The organism is Duganella fentianensis (assembly GCF_009857835.1).
GTDB classification, from domain to species: Bacteria; Pseudomonadota; Gammaproteobacteria; order Burkholderiales; family Burkholderiaceae_D; genus Rugamonas; species Rugamonas fentianensis.
This window is the reverse complement of record NZ_WWCL01000001.1, coordinates 1,578,866-1,592,379: the sequence shown is the minus strand read 5'-3', so window position 1 is coordinate 1,592,379 and position 13,514 is coordinate 1,578,866. Positions and strand designations below refer to the sequence as shown.

General features: G+C 58.9%; 10 protein-coding genes. 6 read left to right on the top strand and 4 right to left on the bottom strand.

The features are described 5' to 3' along the window. Window positions 1–376: 376 nt before the first annotated feature. A complete protein-coding gene (fabF, locus tag GTP23_RS06970) occupies window positions 377–1,645 on the bottom strand; it encodes a beta-ketoacyl-ACP synthase II (RefSeq protein ID WP_161034411.1) in 1,269 nt (422 codons plus the stop codon). Window positions 1,646–1,790: 145 nt separating this feature from the next. Between fabF and GTP23_RS06965 the strand changes: the two genes are divergently transcribed. Further along, window positions 1,791–2,846 carry an AraC family transcriptional regulator gene (locus GTP23_RS06965; RefSeq protein ID WP_229255943.1) on the top strand — a complete coding sequence of 352 codons (1,056 nt, stop codon included), beginning with the start codon at window positions 1,791–1,793 and terminating at the stop codon, window positions 2,844–2,846. A 160-nt stretch (window positions 2,847–3,006) separates the two neighbouring features. Here the strand turns inward: GTP23_RS06965 and GTP23_RS06960 are convergent, their stop codons facing one another. After that, complete coding sequence (locus GTP23_RS06960; protein ID WP_161034410.1) at window positions 3,007–3,300, bottom strand: hypothetical protein; 294 nt, start codon at window positions 3,298–3,300, stop codon at window positions 3,007–3,009. 229 nt (window positions 3,301–3,529) lie between these two features. Continuing rightward, on the bottom strand, window positions 3,530–5,026 hold the full coding sequence (locus GTP23_RS06955) for an MFS transporter (RefSeq protein ID WP_202411942.1): 1,497 nt from the start codon (window positions 5,024–5,026) through the stop codon (window positions 3,530–3,532). 98 nt (window positions 5,027–5,124) lie between these two features. Between GTP23_RS06955 and GTP23_RS06950 the strand changes: the two genes are divergently transcribed. Beyond that, the gene (locus tag GTP23_RS06950; protein WP_161034409.1) at window positions 5,125–6,012 is read left to right on the top strand and encodes a LysR family transcriptional regulator; all 888 of its coding nucleotides are present in this window, start codon (window positions 5,125–5,127) and stop codon (window positions 6,010–6,012) included. 317 nt (window positions 6,013–6,329) lie between these two features. Here GTP23_RS06950 and GTP23_RS06945 read toward each other — a convergent pair whose 3' ends face one another. Then, on the bottom strand, window positions 6,330–8,390 hold the full coding sequence (locus GTP23_RS06945; RefSeq protein ID WP_161034408.1) for a TonB-dependent receptor: 2,061 nt from the start codon (window positions 8,388–8,390) through the stop codon (window positions 6,330–6,332). A 319-nt stretch (window positions 8,391–8,709) separates the two neighbouring features. On the opposite strand from GTP23_RS06945, the gene GTP23_RS06940 reads away from it, so the two are divergent. From GTP23_RS06940 to GTP23_RS06925, 4 genes are read left to right on the top strand one after another with little or no spacing between them, the layout of a single operon-like run. Continuing rightward, complete coding sequence (locus tag GTP23_RS06940; RefSeq protein ID WP_202411940.1) at window positions 8,710–9,138, top strand: DUF6152 family protein; 429 nt, start codon at window positions 8,710–8,712, stop codon at window positions 9,136–9,138. Beyond that, a complete protein-coding gene (locus tag GTP23_RS06935) occupies window positions 9,135–9,920 on the top strand; it encodes a hypothetical protein (protein WP_155433748.1) in 786 nt (261 codons plus the stop codon). Before GTP23_RS06940 ends, GTP23_RS06935 begins: the two co-directional genes overlap by 4 nt. An 8-nt stretch (window positions 9,921–9,928) precedes the next feature. Next, a complete protein-coding gene (locus tag GTP23_RS06930) occupies window positions 9,929–10,882 on the top strand; it encodes a hypothetical protein (protein ID WP_161034407.1) in 954 nt (317 codons plus the stop codon). A gap of 36 nt (window positions 10,883–10,918) precedes the next feature. Then, the gene (locus tag GTP23_RS06925; RefSeq protein WP_161034406.1) at window positions 10,919–13,507 is read left to right on the top strand and encodes a TonB-dependent receptor plug domain-containing protein; all 2,589 of its coding nucleotides are present in this window, start codon (window positions 10,919–10,921) and stop codon (window positions 13,505–13,507) included. Window positions 13,508–13,514 lie beyond the last annotated feature (7 nt).

Genomic DNA, 13,514 nt, shown 5'->3' with positions numbered 1-13,514 from the left:
TCTTTGATTGTTAAAGATTCTCTTTAACAAAGTTTCCTGGCGGAGACGGTGGGAGCCTACTTGGGAGGTCCGCCAGAGGGAGAAATGCCGATTTTCGGGTCTACGGAACAGTCCGCGACCCTCAAATTGCCCCTCAAAAAAGACAACGGCTTTGATTGCCCAGTTTTTCATGGCGCCCTCCTTTCAAAATCGTCACATGAGTAAGGGCGTCGACTGGATAGACGTGCGGCACTCACTCTTACGCGAAATGCTCAAGATATGTCAGATCACTTCCGGCAACCGATTCGGTCAGGTGGGCTAAATGAAATATCTGCTTACGCCCCATAACGGACAGTGACAGCCCAAGGGTTACTGCTTCCCTTGGTCCACAACAGGATTAAAGTCTACCGAATATTAGACTCGCGTTGACGCCGCCAAACCCGAAGCCATTGGAGATAGCATAGTCCGTTGCTATTTTTCTGGCCGATCCATTGACAATATCGATGCCCGCAGCTGCCGGATCAGGCCGCGCCAAGTTCAATGTGGGCGGCGCCATCTGGTCGCGCAGGGCAAGCACGGTGAAGATTGCTTCCATGCCGCCCGCCGCCCCGAGCGAATGTCCTGTCGCGGACTTGGTGGCGGATACGGCGGGGCCGCGACCCGTTCCAAATATTGCTTTTATGGCAGCGAGCTCACTAGTGTCGCCAACTGAAGTGGATGTTGCATGGGCGTTCAAGTGTCCGATCTGTTCGGGTGCGAGGTTCGCCTGCCGGATCGCCAGCTCCATGGCGCGCCGTCCTCCAGCGCCGTCGCTGGGTGGGGACGTCATGTGGTAGGCATCCGCACTCGTACCATACCCCAGCAGTTCCGCAAACGGCGTGGCGCCGCGGCGCAATGCATGTCCCAATTCTTCGATGACCAACATGCCGGCTCCTTCGCTCATGACAAAGCCATCTCGTTCGACATCGAAGGGTCTGGACGCCAAAGTGGGCCGGTCGTTGAAGCTGGTGGACATGGTTCTTGCAGCGGCAAATGCGCCGAAGCTGACGCGATCGATGCAGGCCTCAGCTCCGCCGCATACAGCAATATCGGCTTCGCCGGCACGAATAAGGCGTGCTGCATCGCCAATGGCCTGTGCGCTTGCGGCGCATGCGGTGACAGGCGCACCGAGCGGACCACGAAAGCCGTGACGAATGGAAATGTGTCCAGCTGCCATATTGGCCAGAAAACTGGGCACGGTAAAAGGAGAAAGTCGTTTTGGCCCACGGCCATCGGTGGTTCTCACAGCCTCTACGATTGCGCCGAATCCGCCCACGCCTGAGCCCACAATGGTCGCCGTCCTCTCACGCGCAGTGTCTGTGCCAGCATGCCAGCTAGCTTGATTCAAGGCCTCTTGCGCTGCGGTCAGCGCAAATAAGCTGAACCTGTCCATTTTCTTGTGATCCTTGGGTTCAACCGCGAAGGAAGGATCGAATCCCCATGGGAAGTCTAGCGTTACGCTCGGTACAATTCCGGCGACCTTAGATGTAATGCCCTCCGTGACCTCCTCAGGAAGCGCTACCAATCCCGAATGACCATCTAGAAGGCGGCGCCATACAGCCTCGACTCCACAGCCCAGGGGGGAGACAATACCCATGCCAGTAACAACAACTCGTCGTGTATTCAAATCATGCTCCAATGAAAAATGTGTATGGCCTTGACAAAACACGCCATGCAGCCGTCTTCAAGAATGTGCGGCGTGAGAGAATTCTGTTCAAGTATAGGCTGGAGATGAAACAAAGATTATCGCATCGCGCCAAGAGATATGCGGAATGCGCCATAATAAAAAGACGATGAAAATATTTCGGCAAAGCACTCTTACTGTTTCGGCTCACTTTCTGCACGGGATGCTGCAGTCTGTTCTCACCCATCACGGAGAACAGGTAGCAGCACACGTACTTGCAAGTGCCACTATTCCCCAGTCCCTTCTCAATCAGCCTGATGCACGACTAACGCGTCAACAGTACGTAACGCTGTACAGAACAGTCGCGGCGACACTCGACGACGAGATGCTGGGATTGTGGTCCCGGCCAATCCGTACTGGCACCCTGAAATACCTCATGCTTAGCTTGTTGGACGCGCCAACAGTACTAGTAGCGCTACACCGTTTTGTCCGCTTCTGGAATCTGCTGCTGGATGATTATCGTGTGCAGATCTCTTCTAAAAATAATCTGGTGCGGTTGGCTCTTATCGAAAGAACACCTGGTGCGCAGGTAAATCTGCTTGGACATGAGCTGATGATGAAGTTAATTCACGGCATCGCATCCTGGCTGCTCGGTAGGGAGATCATTCTGCACCGGGTCGAGTTTCGCTTCGCCAAGCCTAGGCATTTCGAGGACTATACTTTTTTGTATCCAGGTGAGGTGAGCTTCCATGCTGACGTGACCAGCATTTACTTCTCATATCAAGATTGTGCGGAGCTGTTCAAACGTGAGAAGCATGACCTATGGGCGTTCCTTAAACGTGCTCCGGAAGACTGGACCTTCAGCACATCTCACCGAGCTTCAATTGGGGCTAGAACGCGCGAGTATCTTGAGCAAAACATTGGACAGCCGGTTACGATAAGGGACCTCGCGCAGACATTGCATAGCTCTGTCCGGACACTCAACCGCCGATTTGCAGACGAAGGAACGCATTTTCAGGCGGTCAAAGACGGGCTTCGACGAGATATTGCCGTCCATCGGCTGACAAATTCGAATACGAGTATCGCAGTGCTGGCATTCGATCTTGGCTTTTCTGACGCCACAGGCTTCTGCCGTGCATTCAAACATTGGACAGGCAGTAGCCCTTCTGAATATCGAAAAGGTACGCGTCAGGAGGAGGAATGATGGGGAAGCCACTACCTTCCTTGTCTTGCCGGTATAGGCAAGCATGGACCGCTTTTGGCCGAACCCGGCCGACGCATTGAGAGTAGCATCTTGCTCGCCTGAAAGGTTCAAGAAATGTCACGCCGGGTGCTGTAGCCTCTCATCAGAAGCTCGACTCGGACTATTCCATGCAGTCGACACCATGCATCTTGCTCGATTTGAGGCGAAGCTGGCCATTCATCAGGTTTGCACATACCAGAAGTCCTTTCCTTTGATCGCTGGCACAAGGGAGAGCCGCAAAAAGAAGAGTCATGTCGGAAAGTGCCTTTCGTGATAGCTTTGAGCAGAGCAAAGCGGCTCGATTCGGCGCGAGCTGCGCCAATAGGTGGCGGTTTCGTTTCTTTTGCACTTGGGAGATACCCTTGGTGGCACTGCCCTTGCGCTGGATGTAGGTGCGCCAGCCGGCCTGTTTCAACTTCGCTTCCTTCTCCGCGGTAGGGGCGCTCCGATTCGCGTAGTATTGCGGCTGGTGTCGCCACGGTCGAGAAGCGACTCGGAGACCGTGGCATCAGCCACGGCGGCATGCGTGACGGCCACTCAACGAAATCGTCGGCCTGCTGCTGCACAAGAATCGCCTCATGCTCAGACTGATGACCAGCCTCGGCTTCCACGTCCTGCCCCACGCCGACGATCCAGACTTCCAGTTATGCAGCAAGGCGCTCTGACTCCGTCGCCTCGACAGCAGGAGCGCGCAGAAAGCTAAACACCATCAGCGCCGTCAGCACCGTTACACCAGATAACATGAGTAGCAGGTTCTGAAAGGCGTGCACGTAAATCTGCGCCATCTGCTGCACCGGCATGCCGGCCAGCTTGGCGGCAGCAGCCAGTTGTCCCAATGCCAGACGGCTCGCGGCAGACGGCATATTGGAATGCGCCAGACCATGCTGTATCAGCGTCGCCAGCACGGCGCCAACGACGGCCAGCGCAATGCCTTCGCCTGCTACGCGCGTGGTGCTGAAGATACCGGCCGCCATGCCGGCACGCTCCTTGGGCACCACGCTGACGGCCATGCCATCCATCAGTCCCCACGGCAGACCGATGCCGACGCCGATGGTCAGCAAAGGCCACAGCAATTCAGCCCCCAATACGCCGAAGGGCAACTGCGCCAGCCAAACGAGACCGGCAGCCGCAATCAGCAATCCCAGTCCGGACAAGGCGCCCGCCGACCACCAGCGCGCCAGCCACGCGGCCAGCGTTGGCACCACCAGCATGGGGGCGGACAATCCCAGCATCAAGCGCCCCGTTTCGAGTTCGCTATGACCTTCGACGCCGATCAGTCGCACCGGCAGCAGCACCAGCAGCACCACAAAGCCGTAGGCCGGCGCCGCCGCCAGGAACTGCACGCCGATAAAGCGGGGATAACGGAACAGTGACAGATCCAGCATAGGCCGTGCGCTGCGCAATTCGATGGCGATAAAGCCGGCCAATAGCAGCAGGACCGTCAGCAGCAAGGCCAGCACCAGCGGATGGTTCCAGCCCAGTTCAGGCACGCGTAATACGGCCCACGTCAAAGTGGTCAGGGTGGCAGTGAAAACCACTGCGCCGCGCCAGTCCAGCTGTTCGGCGTCCGGGTCGCGCGATTCGTGCATGAACCGCAGGCCGGCGGCAAGCGCGACCAGCATCAGCAGCGCAGCAGCCACAAAGAAAGCGCGCCAACCGCACTGCCTTATTAGCAGGCCACTCAGCAGCGGGCCAAACGCAAGGCCGACACCAAACGCCGTGCCGATCATGCTGAATGCGCGCAGCCGCGCTTTGCCGTCGAATACCTGCGCCAAGGCGGCCATGCCGGACGCCAGCGCGAACGCCGCTCCCAGGCCTTGTGACGCACGCAAGCAGTCGAACACTGCCAGCGTAGGCGCAGCGGCAAGGCCGAACGACGACAGCGCAAACAGCAAGACGCCGCACAAGAACAGCCGTTTACGGCCATAGCGGTCGGCCAGCGTACCCGCAGCCATCAAGGCGCTACCGAAGGTCAGCATGAAGGCGTTGACGATCCAGTTCAGACCCACGGTATCGCTGCCCAGGTCAAGGCTGATGGCCGACAGCGCAACGGCCGGTCCAGTAAAGCTGAGCGGCATGGCCAGCGCCGCCAGGCAGACCGCCAGCAAGGTGAGCGAATGGTCGCGCTGCATTGCAATCATGGTGACTCCATCAAAGATAAAGAGTCGACAATGATAGAATCGCTGCAATCCCAGATAAACAAGCTCGATATCCGCTTAATACGGAAAAAAATTCCTTAATGGATCAATTGAATGGCTTAAACATATTTGTGCGCGCGGCCGAGACCCTGAGTTTTGTGGAGGCAGGCCGGCAACTCGGCATCTCGGCTTCCGCTGTCGGCAAAGCTGTCGCCAGGCTCGAACTGCGCCTGGGCGTGCGTCTGCTTCAACGCAGCACGCGCCACATCAGCCTGACGGCGGAAGGCGCCCTGTTTTACGAGCGCTGCCGCCGCATTCTCTGCGATGTGCGGGACGCCGAACTTGAAATCACCCGCACGCTGGAGCGCCCGCGCGGCAAGCTACGCGTCAGCATGCCTGTGATCGGCTACCGGATGCTGCTGCCGGTGCTGCCGGAATTCGCGCAGCTTTATCCGGAGGTCGAACTGGAGCTGGATTTCAGCGACCGCCTGGTCGACGTAATCGAGGAAGGCGTGGACGTGGCGATCCGCAGCGGCCCGCTAACCGATTCACGCCTGGCGGCCCGGCCGCTCGGGCCGTTCCGTTTCCTGGTGGTTGGCTCGGCTGCCTACATCGCACAGCGCGGCGAGCCTGCTACGCCTCACGATCTGCGTAACCATGCGCGCTTATGCTATCGCTTTCCCAGCACCGGCAAGCTGCAGGAGTGGGTGCTCGACCCGCAGCAGCCGCAGTACACCATCGACTCGCCTGCCTCCATGACCTGCAATAACATCGAAGCGCTGATCTGTGCGGCAGGCCAAGGATTGGGGCTGGCCTATCTTCCTGATTTTCTGGTACGCGACGCGCTGGCGACAGGACATGTCCGCACCGTGTTGACGCCTTACGTAAAGCACGGCGGCGTGTTTTCCGTGTTATGGCCGCCGAGCCGCCACCTGTCGCCCAAGCTGCGCACATTTGTCGATTTTATTTGCGCACGCTTGCTTGGCTAAAGCGCCTTCGCCAACAGAGCCATAAAACGGTCAACAGCGCCACGATGGTGATGATATCCAGCGCCGCGCATAACAGCTTGAGCGGCATGCCGCCCTAGTCGCCGAAGTGCAGTGACCGCGTCAGTAAGCATAACAACTAATACACAAGTATCGCTCACGGAATGTCACAAGGCTAAAGGATGCAACACACAGTTTAGTGAGCAAGGATGTAGTGCGATTCAAGTTGTTTGTCTCATGACGGAAAGACGCTGCGCTAGAGCATTGCTCCTTTGAGACCACAACTGAACCCATCCGAGGGTAACGAGACCCCACCCACCCTACCAGTTAGCGATCAAGGTGGCGCGCAGCGAGCGAGACTCGCTAGGATGGAAATGCACGTCGTCGACTGGCGCAGCTTCGCCGCGTAGCTGCGAGCTGTAGAAGTAGTCGATCGCCGAGACTTTACGGTTGGCGATGTTGAACGCTTCCAGCGACAGCCGTAGCTTCGGTGTCAGCTGATACGCCACATGACCATTCAAGGTGAACGACGATCGCGAACGCACGCGATTATCCGCCGTCAGCGGACGCGGACCAAAATAGCGCAGACGCAGTGCGCCGGACCACGGCCCGTATTTATCCACCGTCAGTGCCAGCTGCCCCACACCTTCCACAGCATCTTCGATATAGTCGCCAGCCAGCGCATCATGATCGCGCGAACGTGCATGGGCATAGGCAGCATCCACATCGAACGATAGCCATGGTAGCACCTTGTAGTAGTTGGAGATCTCCACCCCATAGCGCCGGCTCGGCCGCCCCGCTTCGGTGGTGCCGGAATCCCCGATATAGGTCAGCTCCGAATCGAAGTCCAGCCGGTACAGGGACAGCGAAGTCTGCATGCGCGGGATCAGTTCTGTACGCAGCCCTACTTCCTGCCCTCGCGATTGCACCAGTCCCGGCACCGGTGTCACAGCCTCCCCCGTCTTCGCATCCACTTTGGCGACCGTGCCGCGCCCATCATTGCTGTGGAATCCTTTGCCCAGATTCAGATACAACTCGGTCTGCGCAAACGGGCTCAGAATCAGGCTAAGCGAGGGACTGACTAATTGCGCACTTGCGGTACCGCTGTTATCCGCCAGATTGCTCTTCACATCGAAGCGATAGCGGTCAGTGCGCACCCCGGCGACCGAACGCAGCTTGTCAGTCCAGCGCGTAGCATTTTCCACATACAGTGCGGCACTGCTCTCGACGATATGATCCTGCCGGGTAGCCGACAGCACCTGCTGCGCGCGCGTGTGATTGAGTCCATTGAACACGTTATCGTTCTGTCCCGTCAGGCCTAGCGTCCAGTCCCCCGCCAGCCCCAATACAGGTACGTCACGCCACGTATGGCTGGCACCAAAGCCGCTCGTCACGCGGCGGTCCGGCTGACCAAACTGATCGCCGTTCACGGGATCATCCATGTAGTAGGTAAAGTCGGAAAACAGATCAAGCCGGTTACGGATCACATAGGCATTCAGCTTGGCCGCCGCTTCGGCCGTGGTGCTGCGCCATGTGGCCGACAGGCTGCTACGCGCCGACCGGCCGCCATCCGTGTTATCGATGGCATCAAACCGCCCTATGCTGCCATCCTGTACGGCACGTAGCGGTATCTGGTCGGTCGAGTTCCACTGCCCGCGGTAGGCCATCGCCGTTACGCTCCAGCCATTACTGGCCGGCCCCACCGAATAGCGCAGCACGCCGTTCGCCTTGCGGTAGTTATCGCCACGCGTATAGGGACCGTTGTTATGCACACTTTCCAGTGCATACAGCAGGCTGCCGCTGCCAATCTCGCTCGAAGCCGCCAGCGCTGCACGACCATAAGCGTTCTGCCCACCACTGATGGTGAACACACTGTCGCTAAGCCGGTTGGCGTAATTGACGGTGACGCTACCGGCCGAGGCAAAGTCGCCCAGGCGTGCCGAATACGGACCTTTGCTGTAGTCCATTCGCCCTACCACTTCCGGAATCAGAAAATTCAGATCGGTCCAGCCCTGACCATGCGCATGGCTGCGCTGATTGACCGGCATATCGTCAACATAGGTCGCCAGATCGGTGCCGTGATCGAGATTAAAGCCACGCAGGTAGTACTGGCTGGCCTTACCTTCACCACTATGCTGGCCCACGATCAGACCCGGCGTAGCCTCCAGAATCTCGGCTGGCCGGTACACCGTGCGCAGCTCCAGTTCACGGCCAGTAATGCTGCCCTGATTTGCAGAATCGGCCAGCCCTAACTGGCTGGTGCGGGATGCCTCGACGGTGACCGTCAGCAGACCGGTCGGTTCGGCGTGCACCGTAACGAATGGAACCAGCAGCGCTGGCGCGGCCAGTAATGAAGCGTAATGAGAACGTACAGAGGACATGCGTAGCCTAATCAGAAAATGAATACGAGCAGTACGGCAGATTCTATGTGCGCCTGTTTAGATTCGATAAATACTTCATTCGCATTCCTATATACGCCTTATGGAATAAGGGCGCGTTCAAAATCAACAGTTCTGCTGCCTACTCAACAGTACTGCTGATTTTTCAGCAGATGCGACTGCGCGCCTTCTTGCGCCGAGCGCAAAACTCTCTAAAGAAAACAATCACTTGAGTTCATTTTCCCGCGACCGCTCTACGCTGGCACAGGGCTTGCGAATCATAGCGGCATGCAAGCCCCATTTATCCTTCAGGAGAACAAAAATGAAAATGAATCTATCGCGCTGGCTCATCGCACTAGCGGCCGGCAGTGCAGCGTTGATCAGCGTGCCGCAGGCGCAGGCGCACCACGCCTTCGCCGCCGAGTTCGACGCCAAGCAGCCGCTCGACCTGAGTGGCACCATCACCAAAGCCAAGTGGGTCAATCCGCATAGCTGGCTGTATTTCGATGTCACCGGACCGGATGGCAAGGTCACTAACTGGGGCGTGGAATTCGGTGCGCCGAATTCGCTGGCCAATGCAGGTCTGGCCAAGAGCGATCTGAAAATCGGCCAGCCAGTACGTATCCGCGGCTTCCGCTCCAAGAACGGTGAAGCCTTCGGCTATAGCGTGTTCGTCACGCTGGCCGATGGCCGCACCATCCAGACCGGTGGCGCGCAGGACGCCCCGACTACCGAGGCGCCGCGTCCATGATCCGATCCCTGACACTATTTACCTTGCTGGCGGCGCTCACCGGCTGCGTCTTCGCCGCCGATAAGATTCCCCGTCTGGCCAATGGCCGGCCGGACTTTTCAGGCATCTGGCAGACCACCAGCGCCGCCGAATTCGATCTGGAACCCCATGCTGCCCGCATTGATGCGCCACCGAGCGCCGGCGTGGTGGTCGGCAATGTGCTGCCCTATCTGCCGGCAGCACTGGAGCAGAAAAAGAAGAACTTCGCCAATCGCGACAAGGATGATCCACGCCTGAAAGGCTGGACGCTGGGCGTGCCACGCGGGATCTACTACCCCGAGCCGTTCCAGATTTTCCAGCGCCAGCGCGACCTGACGCTGGTACACCAGTTCGGCCATTCGGTGCGCACCATCCACACCAATGGCACCGACCACCCCGGCGGCGACCGTAACCAGTTCTGGCTGGGTGATTCGCGCGGCCGCTGGGATGGCGACACACTGGTGGTCGATGTATCCGGCTTCAACGACGAGACCTGGCTGGATCGCGCCGGCAACTACCACAGCGAAGCGCTGCATGTGGTGGAACGCTGGAAGTACCTCGATGCCAACACCATCGAATACAGTGCCCGCGTAGAAGATCCGGAAGTGTTTGCCCGCCCATGGGATCTGAGCGTGATTCTACATCGCCACCGCGAGAAGAATTTCCAGCTGATCGAAGACTATCGCTACACGCTGGAATACGAACAATACTACCCGCCCAAACCACCAGCTTCCGCTGCACAAGCGACGCACAAGCAACCATAGGGAACGCCATGAAAACTCTCGCAACTGCGCTCACCCTGCTGCTGGTCGTCACTCCCCATGCACAAGCCCAGCAAAACAAAACCAAGCCCCTGGCCGGTACTGACCGGATCCGCTTCGAGCCTAGCTATACCCCAGTCGAATCAGGCAAATGGATCGGAAAACGGCTGGCCGATGGGCAGCCCGACGTGGAAGGCCACTGGTCCAACACGGTCGCCAACCATAACAACTGGACCGATCCGCAAGGCGGCATACCAGGCGACCCGGCGCCGCCGCGCAAGCCGCTGGGGCCACGCTCGGAGCGCGCGCCGAGCCGCGTGACCGATCCGGCCGATGGGCAGGTACCATTCCAGCCGTGGGCCAAGGCAGCACAGGAAGACTTTCTGAAGAACTTCCACAATCCTACCCAGCCACAATACATCGAGCCGCTGGCACGCTGTGCACCGGCTGGTGTGCCCAAGTCCTTCATCTGGCACGGCTACGAAATCCGCCAGTTCCCCGGCTATGTGGTGTTCCTGTTCAATTCGGGCACACGCATCATCCACCTCGACGGCAAGCCTCACCTGCCGGCCAATATCAAACTGTGGAATGCCGACTCGCGCGGCCACTGGGAAGGCAATACGCTGGTGGTCGATGTCACCAACAACAATAGCAAGGCACTGTTCGGTCGTACCGGCGAATTCGCCAGTGAAAACGTCCACATCACCGAACGCTACATCTTCTCCAACGATGGCCAGCGCTACAACTATGTTGCCACCTTTGATGACCCAACCGTCTACACGCGTAAATGGACGGCCACCATTCCGGCCAAACGTCGCACCGAAAAAGATGCAGTGGACGGCTGGCACTATGAAGTCGCCAGCAATGTGACCGGCAAACAGCAGGTGATCGAGCGCGACGAGCGTATCTGCACTGAAAACAATATCGGCTTCGGCCACGTGGCTGTCACTCCGGCACCGCGCTAACTCTCGCCCGCAAAAAACCTAGAAATGGAATACCCGATGAATAAATCTCTCCCCCGTCGTACCGTGATCGCCACGCTGGTAACGCTGGCTTTCAGCAGCACTATCCCCCTGCACGCCACTGCCGCCGAGTTCCCTGCTTCGGCAGATAGCGGTGACCAGAGCACCACCGCCGGCGCCGATGGCGTTTCCGCCATCGTCGACAGCGTGGTAGTACTCGGCTCGATCCGTCACGATGCCACCGTCCTCACCAGCTCCTCGCCTATCGATGTGATCACGCCGCAACAAATCAAGGAGACCGGTGCCGTATCGCTGAATCAGGCGCTCTCCAAGCTGCACCCTTCGTTCAACTTCCCGCAAGGGCAGAACGCCGTCAAAGGCCAGGGTGTGCGTTCCGCTTCCCTGCGCGGTGTCAGCCCCGCCTATACGCTAGTACTGGTGAACGGCAAACGCCGCAATGCTTCGGCCCAGTTGTCCGGCACCGATCCATGGCCAGCCGCCACCGTGGTCGACCTCAATACCATCCCGCTCAGTGCTGTACTGCGGGTCGAAGTGCTGCGTGACGGCGCCGCTGCCCAATATGGTTCAGATGCCATCGCCGGCGTAATCAACATCGTGCTGCGCGAGAATGGCAGCGGGGGCGAACTGTCCGCCCATGGCGGCGGCTATTCCGATGGCGGCGGCCACACCACGGCAGTCAACGGCTGGACCGGCATCAAACTGGGACAGGATGGCTTTGCCAACTTCAGCATCGACCGCCTGAAGAACACCAACGTCGATCGCAGCGCAGCAGACTGGCGCCAGCTATTCCCCAACGGCGATCCGCGTAACGACAGCTTCAACAAGAAATACGGCCAGTGGGGGCAGGCATCGCGCAATAACTGGAGCGCCCTCACCAATGCAGAACTGCCACTGAGCGCCAAAGCCGTGGCTTACGGCTGGGCCAATTACTCGGACAAGGACTCGCATAACTGGGTCAATCCTGAGCGCGTAGTAAAGGCCATTACCAGCAATACGACGGTGACCGATGGCACCAAGCTGGGCGAAAACGATGTACTGGGCCTGTATCCGAATGGCTACCAGCCGTGGATGAGCTACCACGCCAAGGATGCGGCAGTGGTAGGCGGGGTGCGCTTCGATGCCGAGCGTGCCGGCCAGTTCGATGTAGCAGTCAGCTACGGCAGCAACGAAACCTCGCGCGACACCTACAACACGGCCAATCCTTCGTATGGCGCCAGCAGCCCGACCCACTTCTATCTGGGCTCCTGGAAAAGCGATACCACCAGCCTCACCGCCGACTATAGCAATGTACTGAACATCGATGGCCTGCAGGATGGTCTGAATGTCTCGGCTGGCCTGCTGGCGCGTCATGAACGCTGGCGCACCGGTGACCTTGGCGATGTGGCAGGCTACACAGGTGGCCCGCTGGCCGGTAAAACGGTCGGCTCGCTGTATCCCGGCACCGCCTATGCCAGCGACACCACCCGTATTCCTATCAGCGGTTCATCCACTTCCGGCATCAAGCCGCAGGATGCTACCGAAGTCACCCGCAATGTAGCGGGTGGCTATGCCGGTCTGGATGCACGCCTGAACCGCCAATGGCTGATCGGCGCCACCGGCCGCTACGAGCACTACTCGGACTTCGGCGGCACCAGCAATTTCAAACTGAATAGCCGCTATGACTTCACGCCGGCAATCGCGCTGCGCGGCACGGTCAGCTCGGGCTTCCATGCGCCGAGTCTGGCCGCACTGGGCTTCCAGAGCACGGGCACCACCAGCAACTGGTCGAATTCCGGTAGCGGCACGCTGACGCCGGGCCAGACGCGCCAGTTCCGTCCTGACGATCCCGCCGCCAGCGCCTTTGGAGCCCGCGCGCTCGATCCGGAGAAGTCGCGCACCTATTCGCTGGGCGCAGTCTGGCGTGCCAGCGATGCCAGCTCGCTGACGGTGGATGCCTACCGCCTCAAAGTACGTGACGTAATCATCCAGACCGAAACCCTGCAGGGTGCCACCGTCACCAGCGCCTTCAATGCGGCCGGCCTGCCTGGCTTCACGCAGGCGTCCTATTACACCAATGGCTGGGATAGCCGTACCGACGGTCTGGACATCATCGGCAAGCATCACCTGAGCGCAGGCAGCGGCCAGCTGGAATTAAGCGCGGCACTGAGCCTGCTCAACACCAGTGTCTCGAATGTACACCGCTACGTCAGTATCGGCGGTAGCCAGATCCTCGCGGTCAGCAACGCCAAAGTACGCGATGCCGAAACGGGCACGCCAAAAAACAAAGTGGTGCTGGGGGCACGCTACGCCAGCGGTGCATGGACCACCGACAGTACGGTGACGCGCTACGGCCGCTACCGCTACAACGTGGGCGACGTGGCTGGTGTGGCTTCGCCCAACGGCAATATCGATCAGGAATTCTCGTCCGAGACCTACGTGGACTTCAGCGTGGCCTATGCACTCAGCAAAAACTGGAAGCTGGATCTGAATGTGCAGAACGCCTTCAACCGCTATCCGGACAAATACCTGACCAATAACCGCGCCAGCGGTATCAACCCGTACTCCTTCATCGCACCAAACGGCGCCTCCGGCCGCTTCGTGTATGCAGGTCTGAGCTACAAACTATAAAGGAAAT

Bases quoted from the DNA above. Each gene is read 5' to 3' on its own strand.
- GTP23_RS06930 (WP_161034407.1), top strand. From the start codon at position 9,929: ATGAAAACTCTCGCAACTGCGCTCACCCTGCTGCTGGTCGTCACTCCC.
- GTP23_RS06950 (WP_161034409.1), top strand. From the start codon at position 5,125: ATGGATCAATTGAATGGCTTAAACATATTTGTGCGCGCGGCCGAGACC.
- GTP23_RS06940 (WP_202411940.1), top strand. From the start codon at position 8,710: ATGAAAATGAATCTATCGCGCTGGCTCATCGCACTAGCGGCCGGCAGT.
- GTP23_RS06965 (WP_229255943.1), top strand. From the start codon at position 1,791: ATGCGCCATAATAAAAAGACGATGAAAATATTTCGGCAAAGCACTCTT.
- GTP23_RS06935 (WP_155433748.1), top strand. From the start codon at position 9,135: ATGATCCGATCCCTGACACTATTTACCTTGCTGGCGGCGCTCACCGGC.
- GTP23_RS06945 (WP_161034408.1), bottom strand. From the start codon at position 8,390: ATGTCCTCTGTACGTTCTCATTACGCTTCATTACTGGCCGCGCCAGCG.
- GTP23_RS06925 (WP_161034406.1), top strand. From the start codon at position 10,919: ATGAATAAATCTCTCCCCCGTCGTACCGTGATCGCCACGCTGGTAACG.
- GTP23_RS06955 (WP_202411942.1), bottom strand. From the start codon at position 5,026: ATGATTGCAATGCAGCGCGACCATTCGCTCACCTTGCTGGCGGTCTGC.